Origin of the sequence: Schaalia turicensis (genome assembly GCF_019380255.1) — a bacterium.
Lineage (GTDB): Bacteria > Actinomycetota > Actinomycetes > Actinomycetales > Actinomycetaceae > Pauljensenia > Pauljensenia turicensis_A.
On sequence record NZ_CP048928.1, the window covers coordinates 1,608,991 to 1,624,469 of the forward strand.

Here is a 15,479-nt window from a genome sequence, read left to right on the forward strand (position 1 = left end):
GGCTTAGAACTCTTCGTAGAAAGCAGGGTCTTGGTTCGCACTGCGACCATCGGGGCGTGCAAGAGTGGCAATACGCGCCATCTGGTCTTCGCTAAGCTCGAAGTCGAATACGTCGAGATTTTCCGCCTGACGTTCTTTACTTGCTGACTTCGGAATCGGAAGAGTACCACGCTGGAGGTGCCAGCGAATGACAACCTGCGCGGGAGACTTACCAGTCTCGTGACCGATCTGAGTGAGAACAGGCTCATCGACAACGTGCAGTTTTCGAGCCAGCGGACTCCACGACATTGTCTGAACACCAAGATTGCGGTGGGCTTCAAGGCTTTCGGCCTGCGGGAAATACGGATGAAGCTCGATCTGATTGACAGCGGGAACAACCCCGACTTCGTCGCGCAGGCGCTCAATGTGTTCGGGCAGAAAGTTCGAAACGCCAACCGATCGAATCAAACCCTTCTTCTGCAGGTCAACAAGCGCTTGGAAGGCTTCAACATAGAGACCCTGACGCGGGTTCGGCCAGTGAATCAGGTAGAGATCCCAGTAGTCCAAACCGGCACTGAACAGGGATTCTTCAACCGTGTCAACGGCTTGTTCGTAGCGGTGATGGCGACCAGGAAGCTTTGAGACTAGGCGCAGGTCCTCGCGTGGAACGCCACAAGTGCGGACCGCTTGGCCCAGAGCCCCCTCGTTTTCGTAGTTGAACGCAGAGTCCAGCAGACGATATCCGGCATGAATCGCGTTCACCATTGATTCGATGCCGGCGTGACCACGCAAATTGTACGTGCCCAAGCCGATCAGGGGAATTGTGGTGCCGTCGTTCAGGGCGTAGGTGTCTAAATGCTTCATTGCAGACATACCCTCAGCATAGTCGGGCTTACGATTAACCCATGGGCTACTTCGATTACTCTGAGACTGACGTACACACGATCGACTATCAGCACTTCCTGCTTGACTCCCCTTCCCCATATCACGCCGCCGACTTGGTGGCGCAACGCCTGGTGGATGCAGGTTTCACTCGCCAGGACGAAACTGAGCCGTGGAACGCGAGTCCCGGCGGACACGTCATGGTTCGCGGTGGCGCCGTCGCAGCGTGGGTCGTTCCGACTTCTGTCACTGAGCAGACCGGCTTCCGTATTGTTGGTGCGCACACCGATTCCCCTGTTTTCCACGTGAAGCCGTCGCTGACGTCGTCGACCGCAGATGGTTGGGGTCAGATTGACGTCGAGGTCTACGGTGGCATGATGTGGAATTCGTGGCTTGACCGCGAGCTTGCTGTTGCCGGCCGATTGATGATGAAGGACGGTCGCCAAGTTCTGGTGCGCACCGGCGCACTGGCACGTATCCCACAGCTGGCAATTCACTTGGATCGTGGCGTGAACCCGGAAGGGCTGAAGCTCGATCCGCAGAAGCACCTGCACCCAGTGTGGACCGTCGATAACCCGGAAGCGAACTTCATGGCTGAGGTCGCGAAGTACGCCGGCGTGAATGTCAAGGACATCGTGTCACATGATTTGATCCTGATTCCTCAGCAAGGCCCTGCCACTTTTGGCGAGTCCGGCCAGTTCTTCGCTGCGGGTCAGCAGGACAATCTTTCCTCCGTTCACGCCGCTCTGACTGCATTTGAGCGCCTGACGAAGGCTGGGACTCCCACCGATGGTGACGTTCGAATTTTTATGTGCTTCAACCACGAGGAAATTGGTTCCGCAACCCGCGAAGGTGCTGCCGGCCCGATTTTGCAGACCGTTCTGGAGCGTACCGCCTACGCTCTGAATCGCGACGCCGACGGGGTTGCGCGCATGTTTGCCGCTTCGTCGTGCATCAGCGCGGACGCCGCCCACTCAGTACACCCCAACTACGCGGAGTATCACGACCCGGCAACTCATCCGGTGATGGGACGAGGCCCGGTCTTGAAGATCAACGCCAACCAGCGCTATGCGACCGACGGAGAAGGTATTGCCCTGTGGCACCGCGCGTGCGCTGCTGCGGGCGTGCCATCTCAGGACTTCGTGTCGAATAACGCGATGCCGTGCGGATCCACGATTGGCCCGATCACGGCGACTCGCCTGGGCATTCTGACGGTGGATGTGGGCGTCGGCCTCCTGTCGATGCACTCGGCTCGCGAAATGAGCCACGTCAACGACCTGATTGGTATGTCGAAGGCGCTCGAGGCCTACTGGCTGGGCGCCTGACGTACTCAGACTCATTGGTGCCCCGCGGACGATCCGCGGGGCACCAATGCGTAGTTCTGCATAATCCCCCTAGGCAAAGGTTCTCACGATCAGAAGCTGGTGAGCTCAGTCCTCGAAGGAAACAACGGCGGAACGGCCTGACCACCAAGGACACCGGTGTTGGAAGAAGAAACGGTGTATGCAATTGCGTGTGGTGTGTTCATGAGTCCATCTGACGACGGGAATTGGAGTCTCGCACGCTGAATCTCGCACCGTGTGGGGTACTCATACCGCACACCCAACATCCGTTCAGCTCATGCAATGGCCACCAATGGCGGTGGCGGTGGAGCACGTCGGTGTTAGATCGACCAGATGAACGGAACCAACAGGATCTTCACGACGATGGAGAAAGCAAACAGGCTCGCGTAGGCGGCCTCGATGCGTTCATCGGGAACGCGGGCGTCCGCGGCCTGCAAGACTGCCGGTTGCCCCAGGAAACCTGCGACTCCACCGGCGCTACGAGGCGCGGACAGACCGGCAAATCGACCGGCAAGAGCCTGAGCCACGCAGCAGACCACTACCAATATCACAGCGAGCAGCGCCGCCTTCGGACCATCGGGGCTGGTCAGAAGCGAAGCGAGTTCTGGCCCTGCATTCAAGCCGAGACCAGCAAGGAAAAGAAGCAAGCCGATCTGACGGATCGTAATATTCGCCGAGGTGGGAAGTGTCCATACCAGCGGCCCGGTGCGACGCAGGGCACCCAGCAACATGCCAACGATCAGCGGGCCGGCAGCAGAGCCAAGAGTGAACGAGGCCCCCGATGGCATCGGGAACGGAATCGCGCCGAGCAACATGCCCAGCACCAGACCGATACCGAACGCCATTGCGTCGACTTCCGCAACGCGCTTTTCGGAGTCTCCGAAGAAGGACTGGATTTCATCAAGCTCATCTGTCGGGACAACGACGGCGACGTGATCGCCGAGTTGCAGATCTAGGTCGTCTCGGGCAAGCAAGTCAAGGTCGCCTCGGCGGACGCGCGTGACAACAGCGCCGAAACGTGTGGCTACATTGAGCGCAGAAATCGGCTGGCCGGCAACTTCGGGGTTCGAGACAAGGATGCGCTCAAATGCGACGTCCGAGCGGTCATCTTCAAGGTGGTGCTCGACGGGTTCGCCGATTTGATACGCGGCTTCTTCAATCTTTGCCGGGTCGCCCACAACCAGCACGAGATCCCCCTCGTACAGGTCCTCACCGGGAACGACAACGCGGGTTTCGCCTTTGCGACGAAGGTAGGACATGCGAACCTGCTGGTCACGCCACAAGGTTACGTGACGGGTGTTGATGCGTTTGGCAACGCGAACAGTCATCGTTTCCAAGGACTGACCGGCCAGTGAGGGGGTGTCTTTTTCGCCCACCCATTTGCGGGTGACGGTCATGGTAACAACGATGATCCCGATGATGACGCCGATCGGGTATCCGAAGGCGTAACCGACTGCGGCTTGCGGGTCGCCGGTGACGCGAGTGGCCGCGTCTAGGGCAGGAGCAGCGGTCAGAGCACCGGTGAATAGGCCGAGTGTCAGCCCCTTGGGAAGCTGAAGCAGACCGCCGCCGATGAACGCGGTAATTGCGCCGATGACGCAGACTACGGCACAGCTTCCAAGAAGCGCCGTCTGTTTTCGAATGTCTTTAAAGAACACTGCGCCCGACGAGATGCCGACCGTATAGACGAAGAATGCTAGGCCGATCTGTTGGACGATTTCCATGCCTTCGCCGACTTCGGGGTTCCACGCGGAGGCTGCGAGGCCGACGAAGAGTGCCCCGGCTGCGCCGAAACGAAGTGGACCGAAGCGGATTGCGCCGAGCGCAGCACCCACTCCAACAACCAGGAAGAGGGTAAGAAGGTGGTTCGCAATCAGCAGGGAGGCCATGCTTCAACCCTAGTCAGGCTCCATTTTCAGTTCCATCTTCTGTGCGTGGAACTGCCCACGTTGGGGTGAGCCCGGCGTTAGTTGCGTCCCAATTATCACCCTGGGAGGAAATCAGTCGCGACGAGGCGAAAATAAGCCCCTCGATCATTTGGGCGAGCATCCGCTTATTCGTACCACCGCCCATTGAGGGCGCAAACGACTCCAGATAGAAGGTGGTCAGGATTCGCGAGATCACTCCTGGCTCGAAAATCGATTGGCGTCCCATTCGGGCGAGCACGCCGCGGACGATTCTTCTGACTGCTGCTTCGAGCTGTTCACGTTCAGTGACGGGGAATGCATCATCGCTAGCGATAAGTTCGGGATGACGCATCATGTAGAGGTTGTATTCGCAGGTCAGAACGTACATTGTTCGCCCCTGCGCCGAAAAACTGTCAAGGACTGCCATGATGGTGCCAACGTCGGGTTCGCCTTCGATACCCGCGAGCGCCGCTTCGATTTCATCGACGATTGTGTGGGCGCGTTGGACGAGGACATCCTTCAATACTTCATCCATTGACGAGTAGTTGGAATAGAAGGCGCCTCGGGTAAAACCCGCTGCTTTGACGACGTCATCAATTTTTACGCCGGAGAATCCTTTTTCTACGAAGACGTCTGCGGCAGCGTCGAGAAGGCGGGCGCGGGTGTTGACGCGATTGCGTACGTCGCGGGTTTTGCTGCTCACTGCCCCTCCTTCGAGGACTGAAAATATCTATAGGATCACCCTAATCGAAGTTTCAATACATTTGTGAATCGGATACGCTTTTGTATCGAAACATTGATGCGATTCATCGAAAGGACCAAACGTGTCCTCCCTTCTTCACCGCGTAGGCCGCTGGTGCGCAGACCATGCGAAGCGGACGCTTGCCATCTGGGCAGCTCTTCTTACTGTGCTCGCTATTGCCGTTGGATTACTCGGCATTAATCTGTCGGGCGCTTTCAAGATCGCCGAAGCTGAGTCGATGACCGGCTTGGAGATCCTGGCCGAGCGACTCCCCCAGGCTGCGGGCACATCCGAACAGGTACTTTTCACCGCGTCGGACTCGAATATCACCGCTCACAAGAAAGCAATCGATGAGTTCGTCGACAAGGCCGGCGATATCGACGGTGTCGCGCTGGTCTCCGACCCGTTTGATTCTGAGCGTTCCACGATCACCGACAACGGGAAGAACGCGCTTGTTCAGATTCAAGCAGACACGTCGGTGGGGTCGCTCGCGGGCGGTGAAAATGCGAAGGCTCACGACGTTTCAGCCGCCCTTGATGAATTAGCATCATCCGTCCACGATTCCGATTCCGCGCTTACGGTCCAGCTGGGAGGCAATATCGGCAAGACGGTCGATATTGCCTTATCCGCGACCGAACTGGTCGGCGTTTTGATCGCAGCGATCGTCCTGCTCGTCACCTTCGGGTCACTACTGACCGCGGGCGCACCGATCCTTTCAGCGTTCATCGGTGTGGGTGTCGGCATGGCCTCGCTTCTTGTTGGCGCAACGTTTATTCAGATCAATTCGGTGACCCCGGTCCTCGCGGTCATGATCGGTTTGGCTGTGGGCATTGACTACGCGCTATTCATCATTTCGCGCGCTCGCGAGTATCTCGCCAAAGGGATCGAGGCTCACGAGGCCGCGGCTCGCGCAAACGCGACCGCGGGGTCGGCAGTGGTGTTCGCTGGTGGCACGGTGATCGTTGCACTTACTGGCTTGGGTGTTGCTGGTATCCCGTTCTTGACGGTGATGGGCGTCTCCTCAGCGATTGTTGTTGGCATTGCGGTTCTGGTTGCTTTGACCGCTGTTCCGGCTCTGCTTGCTCTTCTTGGCCAGCGCGCAACTCCAAAGAAGCGCACCCGTAAGGCCGTAGCGAACAATAGTAAGCCCGCAAAGAAGCACCGTTCCTTTGCTGCACGTTGGATCGACACAATCACGAAGATTCCCGCTTTGACGGTCCTTGTCGTCATTACGATTCTTGGTATCGCAACGATTCCAGCAACCGGTATGCGCTTAGGGCTCACTGACAACGGATACGAAGCCAAAGATACGCAGTTGCGTCAGACCTACGATGCGATCACACAAGCCTACGGTGACGGATACAACTCCCCCATTGTTGTCATCGCGGATATTTCCCAAACGGCTCAGCCACTCGAAGTGACGGACGCTCTCGCCGATCGCCTCTCGTCCCTAGACGGCGTCGACCGAATCGCACTGGCAACACCGAACCAGGATGCAACGATCGCATTCGTCCAGATCCTTCCGGAAAAGGGCCAGACCGATCCGAAAACTCACGCGCTTGTTCGAACCATTCGCGATGACGCATCCCAGATTGAAACCGACCTTGGGATCCGTGACATCATGGTGACGGGCCAAACCGCAGTCGCCATCGACATTGCCAGCCAACTCAATGCCGCGCTTGTTCCCTTCGGCATTGTTGTTGTCGGGCTCTCGATCATTCTGCTGATGATTGTCTTCCGCTCAATCGCTGTCCCACTGACAGCAACTCTCGGCTATCTGCTGAGCCTCGGCACAGCATTCGGCGCAGTCGGCCTTGTCTTCGGATGGGGCTACTTCGCTGACTTCATCCACGTGACCAAAGTGGGCGTCGTCATCTCGTTCCTCCCCGTGATCGTCATGGGTGTCCTCTTCGGCTTAGCAATGGACTACGAGGTTTTCCTTGTCTCGCGTATGCGTGAAGAATGGATCCACTCCCGCGACGCCAAGCGAGCTGTTCGACGCGGCTTCATCGGATCATCCACGGTCGTCACAGCAGCGGCCGTCATCATGACCGGCGTCTTCGCGGCGTTCATCCCACACGGGAACGTCTACATCAAGCCCATCGCTGTCGCCCTGACCGCAGGCATCGCAACAGACGCTTTCGTTGTACGCATGACCCTGATCCCCGCACTCATGGCGCTCCTCGGCAAGCGCGCATGGTGGATGCCCGCATGGCTTGACCGCATGCTCCCCGTTGTCGACGTCGAAGGCGAGGGGCTTGCCCGCTCGCTCGAACACGCCGACTGGGTAAAAGCACACGGCGAATCCTCCCTCAGGATGGAAGGAGTTCGCGTCCAAGAAGGAAGCGACGTCGTATTCAGCGGATTCACCCTTGTTTTGAAACCCGGAGAACTCGGCATCGTCAGAAGCGACGACACCCTAGCGCGTCACGCGCTCGCAACCATCATCAGCGCACGTCTTCGTCCAACACGGGGAATCATCGTCGTCGGCGATCGCGTCCTCCCAGACGGAACCGCATTCGTCCAACGTCAAACCCTTTCACTGCATAACCACGATGACGCTGTTCCTACACACACCAGGATCGTGATCGTTGACGATCCGGGAACCAGGCGGTGGAAACGTATCGACGAATTGATCGCCGCAGGTAAGACCGTGGTTGTCACCGGCAAGCGCGGCCTCGTCGTCCCTGAAAATCTCACCCCAGCAGCCGACGTTGAACTGGGTGCGAGCACCACCACCTCAAAGGAGAATGTTCGATGAAACGCCACTGGATGCTTCTGACTCTGATCCTTCTGCTCCCCACTCTGCTGGGACTGACCACCCTACTCGGCGTCAATGCGGGCACGGCAAACGCCAGCCAGATCAGTGCTGCCATCGTGAACAACGACGAAATTGCGACGCTGGATGATGGGACACAGGTGCCCGGTGGCCGACAAATCATTGCGGCCCTGACCAAGGATGACGTCAACGGTGAGCAATCACTGAACTGGTCGGTTGTTACCGAAGAGACCGCAGCCTCTGGTCTTCATGACGGCACCTACGATGCTGTCGTCACGATCCCCAAGGACTTCTCACAGTCTCTGGTCGACATTTTGGTGAACAATTCTGGCGATGTTCCACAACTGAACCTCGAAGTTGCGGACGGTTCAAGCGATGCTTTTGGCACCTTGTCGAACGCGCTTGCTCACAGTGCCGCATCGGAATTCGGTACGACGCTCACTGTCAAATACCTGACGCAATCCCTTGAAGCCACGGGGACAATTGCCGATAAGATCGGCCAGGCCGCCGACGGAGCGCGCCAAGTTGCTGACGGACAAGTCAGCGCGACTAACGGAGCGCGTCAGCTGGCTGACGGCACATCGACACTGGCAAGTGGAAGTGGCCAGCTTGCCGACGGGACACGCACTCTAGCAAATGGGGCTTCTACGCTCAGTTCCGGAGTTGCTCAGCTCACCTCGGGGAGCTCATCCCTGGCAGAAGGAGCGCGCACGTTGGACAAAGGGTTGAGCGCTCTCAACGACGGCTCAACCACGCTCGCTTCCGGAGCCTCCTCCTTGGCCATGGGCATCGATTCTCTTAAGAGCGGCTCAACTTCCCTGAGCGACGGCGCCTCCTCTTTGGCTGGAGCAGTCGCGAAGTACACAGGCGGAGCCGCCCAACTCTACGCCGGCATGACTCAGTCTCTTGATGGGACCTCGCCATCATTGCAGACGGGCGCACAAGAGGTCGCAGCCGGCCTTACCCAGCTGGATCAGCAGTTGGACACCCTCGACACTACTGCTCTCAGCGCCCTGCCCGGTCAGCTGACCGCAGCAAGCAACGGAGCAAGCACCATCAAGACCAACGCAGACGCGCTACCCGCACTCATTAGCGCCTGCCAGGCAGGAAGCGCTGTAGCATGCGCAGGGGCAACCCAATACTCGCAAGGCATTTCTGCCGGTGCCGAACAGCTGGCAACTCAACTCAGCCAAGGAGCAACCGTGGCGCAAAACTCGGTGGACTCCACGGGCACACAGCTCCAGGCATTGAAAGCCGGAGTGAGCACGCTGAGCGCAGGCGCCACCAGGGTCTCCGGCGGTATTGACACCGTCGTGGCAAACATGGGCCAGCTGGCTGGGAAAAACTCTTCCGACCTGAACTCCGCTGCTTCGCAGGTGGCAGCCGGGGCGACGAAGCTCGACCACGGTGTCAGCCAGCTGAGCACGGGAGCCCATCAGGTAGCTAGCGGATCATCAACACTGTCGAGTTCCCTTGCCCAGGCCCATAGCGGATCATCTGCTCTATCTTCCGGAGCTTCAACGCTCGCCGACGGTGCATTAGAGGCGAATAGTGGCGCCTCCCAACTATCCTCCGGAGCCTCCACTCTGGCGTCGAAGACCGGCGAATTGGTCAGCGGAGCCCAAACGCTGAACTCCGGTGCCAACCAGTTGGTTGACGGCCTGAATCAGCTGAGCGACGGTTCCACCACGCTCGCCGACGGACTCCAGTTAGCCACCGATCAGATCCCCACACACTCGAAGGCAGAAGCGGCCTCGTCCGCGAAGGCACTGGCCACTCCGATCGACGTCACCTCCACTTCTGGTAAGCAGGATACGACGACATCGTGGTCTCCCACCGCAGCGGTTCTTGCCCTGTGGCTGGCGACAATGGTGGGGGCACTCGCGTTCGGCGCGCTCAATTCCAAGCGCGTTGATTCGGCGGCCACCCCCGCTGCACTCGCGTTCAATGCCCTTTGGCCGAACCTGATCGTGTCCGGTGTTTCCGCAGCTATCCTTGGTGGCGCACTGCGTATTGCCGGAGCCATGACAACTCGCCCCGTCGCAACATTCGTCATTCTTGTGGTAAGTGCGCTGACGCTCGCAATCGTTCAGCAAGCACTGATCGCAGCGTTTGGTCAGCGCGTAGGACTGGCAATCTCCGTTGTTTTATTCGCCTTCCAAGCAGTGTTGCTCGTCGGCATTTTCGCCGGCCAGCCGACCAGCGGATTCATTGGTGGCTTGCGAGGCGCGATGATCCTTCCTGCGGTTGAAGGAACGCTACGAGCGCTTGTTTTGGGAGTCGGTGCGACGAACCTTGGGCACACCGTAGGTCTGTTGATCGCATGGTCGCTTCTTGCTTTCATCGTTTCGATCGGTGCTGTTGCGAAGCGTCGCCAAACCTCCGTGAGCGAACTGCGAGCACGCCTCGCCTAGCTCCCTCGGCAACCGTCTACGATTGCCGTATGACTAGTACACCGGGCACCTCGGGCGAATCCCCGTCGACCTCTACCAGCGAGCAGAAGGCCGTCGAGATTCCCCGAGGCGCTTTGGCACCCGGAGACTCGGTTCGCGTCGATACGTGGCTCTGGGCTATCCGCAAGGTCAAGTCGCGGTCGCAAGCAACCTCTGCGGCTCGCGCCGGACATGTGAAAGTCAACGGTGACAGCGCAAAAGCCGCTCAAAAAGTGAAGGTGGGCGACGAGGTCCGCCTACGAGTCGACGGTTTCGACCAGATACTGACGGTAACGAAACTGCTGGTCAAACGCGTTGGTGCCCCTCAAGCGCGCGTCTGCTACGAGGACCTCACTCCCCCTCGTCCCAGATTGTTCATCCCGGTTGCTCAGCGTGAACGTGGAACTGGTCGCCCGTCGAAGAAAGAGCGCCGAGAGTTGGATCGCCTACGCGGGCGTGACTCTCACGAACATGCGCGTCTCGACCATCATCTTTCCGATTTCGATTGAGATTGACGAGGCGTCACCGGGGGGGGGATTGCGCCGGGGCGTTGCCTGTCCGGCTCAGTTCGAGCACCGCAGTCAGTAGGCGGCCTAGTTCACCGAAATCAGGGAGCCTCGCTCCTGCTGGCGCGGAGCAACAACGCCCGCAACGACAGTCGCCAAAATCGGAGAACCGAAGAACATCACGATCACCTGAAACCACGGGATCACAGGATGAAGGTTTGCAAGCTCAGGGAATACACCTGAACGAGCGATCGTCATGACCGTCAGCACCCCTGCAATCAAGCCGGACAGCACGGAAATAGGCAAGCAGACCAATGCGAGTCCCATGCCCTGGTAGGCGGTAACGCGCGAACGGAGAGTCCTAGACGCACCAATCGCTTCCAGCGTCTCGAAGTCGGGACGCATAGCGTTAGCCGAAAGAACGACAATCAAAGCGATCGTTCCGGTGGCGGAAAGCAATGCGATCAGCGTAGCGATGTAGGGCATGATGATGGTCGACAACGGAGGTTGAATGACCGTCACCGATGAACCGGGGGCGCTCGACTCAATTGCTGAAATAAATCCCGACATCGCCCAAACAGACACGGGCTTATCAACAATCAAAAGCTGTCCCAGTGGAAGGACGGGAACCTTCAACACTTCAGCAGCTTTGGGAGACAAGACGATCACGTTCAGCTTCGACCAGGTGATTGCTTGAATCTGGGCTTCGGACACCGTGGTGGGGTCAGGAACCGTGTTCAAGCCTTGCGTAGCTGCCTCAACCGTGTCGCTCATATCTAGAGCACGAAGTGTCGCTTGGCCCGATTCAGAAATGTACGAGCCCCTCGGCATAATCGCACCACCGGAGTTCAGGGTCGTTACGGCCTTCACCATCTCGTCGCCGGAAAGCAGGTTGGAGGCGGAGAGGAAAGTGCCATCGTCCACGATGTACGCCAAATCCAATTCCGCGAGCGAGGGAACATGGTCGTTCATTGACTCTGTGGATGCCTCGTTAGGGGAGATCGTTTCGATCACGATGGAGGGGCCACAATCAGTGGATTCCCATTTCAGCCCTGACAACGTGGTGGCGCTCGATACCGAGCGACGATCCGTCACAGCTGCAGCGGCAGAATCGTGAATCACTCGCGCCTGAGAAACCCTATCCGTGACATCGGCGTCCGACACGAAGACGCTTCCTTTCGGCCCCAGGTGCGCGTGTGCATTCCACGCGGCTTCGTTCGCGCTTGTCAGAGTGATCAGAAGCGCTGTGGCCAGCAGTGCGGTGGTCATCAACGAGGCCATTGCTGGAAGCGTCCGCTGGCCGTTCCTGACCGCGTCACGAACCGCAAGACGCAAACCCAGCGAAGGATGAAGTCGGCCACGCCAGTCATATGCAACAAAGTAAGGAGCGGTTCCGATAATTCCACTGATCAGCAGGGCTAGACCGAAAGCAAGAATCCCCAGAGCCCCCGCCATCGCTGCCCACATCAAAAGCGGGATAGCAAGGACAAGAAGAAGCGGGTAGAACGGGATCTTCCGAACAAGACGCGACGGCGCACGAGTATGCCCAGAGAACAGCGTGGTCACATCCGTGTCCGCAAGGTCACGAGCCGGCGCATAACAGGCGATCAGACACACCACAATCGGTGAAATGAAGGAGAAGACTAGAGCTTCCCAAGGAATCATCGACAGACTTAAACCTTGAATCTGGACGAAGGTACCAAGGACGATCCCCACCCCTGCAAGGGACAGGAATGCCGACAGGACACCCAGTACCAGTCCCAGCGACATCATCAGACGAATCAGGTGAAAACGTGTCGCGCCAACGGCAAGCATCGTAATCGCGCTGGGGATACCGTTCGTTTGAGCGACCGCGAATAGCGGTGAGACGAACAGGATCAGCTCGATGAAAACCAGAAGAACACCGATAACAATGATGAATGGAAGCCATGCCTGAGCCGATGAAAATTCCGTGGATTGCGGAGGCGGAGCGTTCTGAGGGGGATGTGCCAGAACAGCACGAGAGATAACAGCGAAGCCTGAATGATTGAGCAACTGCACGTCGTCCCACGTCACAGGGGATTCACTCAAGATGTAGTAGTGAGCAGAGGTTCCTTGAAGTTCACTCGGCGATCTCGATGCAAAAGTTCCAAGACCTACAACAATGCTTCGTTCCTGATCCGCCACTTGGTCAATCATGACCGTCGCAGTAATTGATGGCTTCATGCTCGTGCTTGATACTGAAACATGAATCGTGTCCCCCACGCCCACGTTCAGTTCTGTAGCAACGTCTAAAGCAAGAACAGCATGCCCATTTTCAAGCCTCGGAGTCTGTTCATCCTTCTCAGCAAAAATATCCAACGACGAAGTCTCTGTGGCTGTCGTAACTAATGCAGAGCGTAAACCGTCTTCAGTTGACACATTGACCGACGGGAAAGATAGCGTTGTGACCATCACAGCATCGCTGGGGAGCCACCGATTCAGTTGAAACTCATCGACAGACGATGAATCCACGGACGCAGAAGTCACATCACCCGCTGGTTCACCCAAATAATCCTGTTCGATCGGATTAAAGCTGACGCGTGTAATTCGCGCTTGAGTCGAATCATTCGGCCCTAAGTTCTGTATCGCCAAATAGCGTGATGATGACATCATCGACCAGAGAGTGATCGACGAAATAACCAGCACGATCGGTAGCGAAACGATCAGTAACGACGTCAGGGTACGCCATCGATCACGGATCGTTGCGCGCCTCGATATCCGCAATACAATCTTCCAAGTATTAGCACGTGCGCGAATTCCGTGGCTCAATCCGGATCCGCCTTCGCTCATAGAAGATCCTCAATCCGATCTGACGAAGAGGTATCAGTCATCTTCCCATCACGAAGGAAAACTGTACGGTCAGCCCACGCGGCAAAACGGGCCTCGTGAGTCGCCAGGATTCCTGCAGCGCCCGCATCAATCTGTTGACGCAAAGCAAGCATAATCTGTTCACCCGAGTGAGAATCGAGGGAACCGGTGGGCTCGTCAGCCATGATAATCGAGCGACGACCAACCAGAGCGCGGGCAATTGCAACCTGTTGTTGCTCACGACCATTCAGGCCATCCGGGAACTTTTCAGCAAGGTCAAGAGCTCCCACTTCCTCGAGGGCAAAAAGTGCAGCATCGCGTGCTTTCGAGGAAGAAAAACCATCCAGTTCAAGTGGCATTTCAACGTTTTCCACCGCAGTCAGGGTGGGAAGTAGATTTGAATCGCGGAACACGTATCCGATCGACTTACGGCGAACCATCGCACATTCCACAGACGACATATCTGCAAAGGACTCGCCGTGAATGTAAACCTTGCCCGACGTTGGGCGCTCTAGTCCTCCAGCGATGGCAAGCAGTGTGGATTTACCAGAGCCCGAAGGTCCCATGATGGCAAGAAGCTCGCCAGGCTCAACCTGTAGGTTGATCCCAGCGAGCACCTGAACCTTCGTATTGCCGGTACCGTATTCGTGAAAGATATCGACAAGAGCAACCGGATGGGAGTTCAAACTCATCGCACGCCGGCAGCAACGTTCTTCGAAGACTTCTGACGTTCCTGACGTTTGAAGCGAGCGAATGCTGCGCGACGAGCGACCTCGGAAACGGCGCCGGACTCAATGTGATCCAGCCAGTTCAGTTCCGCTTCGAGGTCGAAGATATGACGCTCAAGAATCAGCTTCCATGCGAGTTCTTCATCCGAGGCAAGAGACTTCAGACGCGTAACATCACGCAGTGCCCTCAGCGAGGAACGACGCTGGGTCTGAATGAGTGCCGTGACATCAACACTGGGGTCAGTTGCTGCGACGGCAAGCTTCATGACGAGCTCATCGCGTTCCGGACTCTGACGCGAAACCGGGGTCTTCCACCAGTCGTTGAGGATCTCGCGACCCTTTTCGGTGACCTCGAAGACTTCAGAGTCACGCCCAGCGTTTGTTTCCTGGCGCGAAGAGACGGAACCATCGCGTTCAAGGCGTTGCATCGTCTGATAAGCCTGACCGATATTCAATGGCCAAGCTTCGCAAGTCTGATCCTCAAACATCTGCTTGAGGCGGTACACACCAGCAGGCCGCTGAGAGACGAGCGCGAGGAGCGCTTTGCGTACTGACATTGACGACTCCAGACTTTCCGACTACCTACGTTTATCCACTCTTACAAAGGACTAAGTCTATAACTGAGGAGTCTCAGTTTAATCAACACTTCATTGCTTTTACGAAATGCAATTATTCATAGGTTCATGGTTCAACAGAAGCGAGGATCACACTCCAAGTCCCATACCTCTGTCGCAAAGTGGCAACAGAAGCAACATCGTCCCTGCCCGTCGCACGTTGTCGCTTCGACCATTTCCTGTACCCCTGAAGTGTCGGTTCGATCTGATTACGCTCACATTCGGCAATGAATTCGCGCAGAACAACGGCCATTGATTCAGAAGTAAACCTGCCAGATCCGCGGGCCCGGCCTCGCGAATTCGCGCGGAACCCAAGACGAGCGGTAGCCCGACTCCACGATCCGCCCCCAAGGCGAGCTGAAATTGTCTGCGACGACGGCGGCCAGAGCAACGCGCCTTTCGTGGACGCTAAATTCCAGCGCTTCAGCAGCGCATCGCGTTCACGATTGCACTGCGACACGGACAGTGGACGCAGTTCATGGCGCTCCATCGCCCATTTGGCAGCCTCGATCAGCAAGACCGCTTCATCCACTTGCTCATCGCTGAGCGGGACCTTGCGCGCGACGGGAGCCAAAAGATCACGAAGAGCCGAATCTTTCCCCGGGATCTCATCACCGAGGCTGGACCGCGAGTTCAATGCCAGCAGAAGCCAAAGACCAGCTTCAATCTGCTCTTCAGTAAATGCGGCGGTACGTTTGTGTACTTTCGGGGTTTCTTCAGCCATACCCCTCACTTTAA

The 15,479-nt window shown here is 57.4% G+C and carries 11 protein-coding genes; 4 read left to right on the forward strand and 7 right to left on the reverse strand.

The window, feature by feature from the left end; genetic code table 11:
- Window positions 1-3: 3 nt before the first annotated feature.
- Window positions 4-843 (reverse strand): aldo/keto reductase, encoded by an 840-nt coding sequence (locus G5S47_RS07085; RefSeq protein WP_219585882.1) that lies wholly within the window; start codon window positions 841-843, stop codon window positions 4-6.
- Window positions 844-884: 41 nt separating this feature from the next.
- Between G5S47_RS07085 and G5S47_RS07090 the strand changes: the two genes are divergently transcribed.
- Entirely contained in the window at window positions 885-2,186 is a 1,302-nt protein-coding gene (locus tag G5S47_RS07090) for a M18 family aminopeptidase (RefSeq protein WP_103632473.1), read from the forward strand.
- 338 nt (window positions 2,187-2,524) lie between these two features.
- Here G5S47_RS07090 and G5S47_RS07095 read toward each other — a convergent pair whose 3' ends face one another.
- Both G5S47_RS07095 and G5S47_RS07100 read right to left on the reverse strand, forming a co-directional pair.
- Window positions 2,525-4,093, reverse strand: a complete 1,569-nt coding sequence (locus G5S47_RS07095; RefSeq protein WP_006680278.1) for an aspartate:alanine exchanger family transporter — start codon at window positions 4,091-4,093, stop codon at window positions 2,525-2,527.
- Window positions 4,094-4,106: 13 nt separating this feature from the next.
- Window positions 4,107-4,814 carry a TetR/AcrR family transcriptional regulator gene (locus G5S47_RS07100; RefSeq protein WP_219585466.1) on the reverse strand — a complete coding sequence of 236 codons (708 nt, stop codon included), beginning with the start codon at window positions 4,812-4,814 and terminating at the stop codon, window positions 4,107-4,109.
- 121 nt (window positions 4,815-4,935) lie between these two features.
- Between G5S47_RS07100 and G5S47_RS07105 the strand changes: the two genes are divergently transcribed.
- The 3 genes from G5S47_RS07105 to G5S47_RS07115 are packed head-to-tail and all read left to right on the forward strand — an operon-like array spanning window position 4,936 to window position 10,573.
- Window positions 4,936-7,614 (forward strand): MMPL family transporter, encoded by a 2,679-nt coding sequence (locus G5S47_RS07105; RefSeq protein WP_006680280.1) that lies wholly within the window; start codon window positions 4,936-4,938, stop codon window positions 7,612-7,614.
- Window positions 7,611-10,046: a YhgE/Pip domain-containing protein gene (locus tag G5S47_RS07110; protein WP_219585467.1), complete on the forward strand. Its 2,436-nt coding sequence runs from the start codon at window positions 7,611-7,613 to the stop codon at window positions 10,044-10,046. The genes G5S47_RS07105 and G5S47_RS07110 overlap by 4 nt, the downstream gene beginning before the upstream one ends.
- Window positions 10,047-10,075: 29 nt before the next feature.
- Window positions 10,076-10,573 carry an RNA-binding S4 domain-containing protein gene (locus G5S47_RS07115; protein ID WP_257878433.1) on the forward strand — a complete coding sequence of 166 codons (498 nt, stop codon included), beginning with the start codon at window positions 10,076-10,078 and terminating at the stop codon, window positions 10,571-10,573.
- Window positions 10,574-10,657: 84 nt separating this feature from the next.
- Here the strand turns inward: G5S47_RS07115 and G5S47_RS07120 are convergent, their stop codons facing one another.
- From G5S47_RS07120 to G5S47_RS07135, 4 genes are all read right to left on the reverse strand, one after another.
- Entirely contained in the window at window positions 10,658-13,381 is a 2,724-nt protein-coding gene (locus G5S47_RS07120) for an ABC transporter permease (protein ID WP_219585468.1), read from the reverse strand.
- On the reverse strand, window positions 13,378-14,091 hold the full coding sequence (locus G5S47_RS07125; protein WP_006680284.1) for an ABC transporter ATP-binding protein: 714 nt from the start codon (window positions 14,089-14,091) through the stop codon (window positions 13,378-13,380). The genes G5S47_RS07120 and G5S47_RS07125 overlap by 4 nt, the downstream gene beginning before the upstream one ends.
- The gene (locus G5S47_RS07130) at window positions 14,088-14,684 is read right to left on the reverse strand and encodes a PadR family transcriptional regulator (protein WP_103632475.1); all 597 of its coding nucleotides are present in this window, start codon (window positions 14,682-14,684) and stop codon (window positions 14,088-14,090) included. Before G5S47_RS07130 ends, G5S47_RS07125 begins: the two co-directional genes overlap by 4 nt.
- Window positions 14,685-14,808: 124 nt before the next feature.
- A complete protein-coding gene (locus G5S47_RS07135; RefSeq protein ID WP_103632476.1) occupies window positions 14,809-15,465 on the reverse strand; it encodes a hypothetical protein in 657 nt (218 codons plus the stop codon).
- Window positions 15,466-15,479 lie beyond the last annotated feature (14 nt).

What these genes read in the sequence shown, in the direction of transcription:
- G5S47_RS07085 (WP_219585882.1), bottom strand. Translation starts at nt 843, where the DNA reads ATGAAGCATTTAGACACCTACGCCCTGAACGACGGCACCACAATTCCC.
- G5S47_RS07090 (WP_103632473.1), top strand. Translation starts at nt 885, where the DNA reads ATGGGCTACTTCGATTACTCTGAGACTGACGTACACACGATCGACTAT.
- G5S47_RS07095 (WP_006680278.1), bottom strand. Translation starts at nt 4,093, where the DNA reads ATGGCCTCCCTGCTGATTGCGAACCACCTTCTTACCCTCTTCCTGGTT.
- G5S47_RS07110 (WP_219585467.1), top strand. Translation starts at nt 7,611, where the DNA reads ATGAAACGCCACTGGATGCTTCTGACTCTGATCCTTCTGCTCCCCACT.
- G5S47_RS07115 (WP_257878433.1), top strand. Translation starts at nt 10,076, where the DNA reads ATGACTAGTACACCGGGCACCTCGGGCGAATCCCCGTCGACCTCTACC.
- G5S47_RS07120 (WP_219585468.1), bottom strand. Translation starts at nt 13,381, where the DNA reads ATGAGCGAAGGCGGATCCGGATTGAGCCACGGAATTCGCGCACGTGCT.
- G5S47_RS07125 (WP_006680284.1), bottom strand. Translation starts at nt 14,091, where the DNA reads ATGAGTTTGAACTCCCATCCGGTTGCTCTTGTCGATATCTTTCACGAA.
- G5S47_RS07130 (WP_103632475.1), bottom strand. Translation starts at nt 14,684, where the DNA reads ATGTCAGTACGCAAAGCGCTCCTCGCGCTCGTCTCTCAGCGGCCTGCT.
- G5S47_RS07135 (WP_103632476.1), bottom strand. Translation starts at nt 15,465, where the DNA reads ATGGCTGAAGAAACCCCGAAAGTACACAAACGTACCGCCGCATTTACT.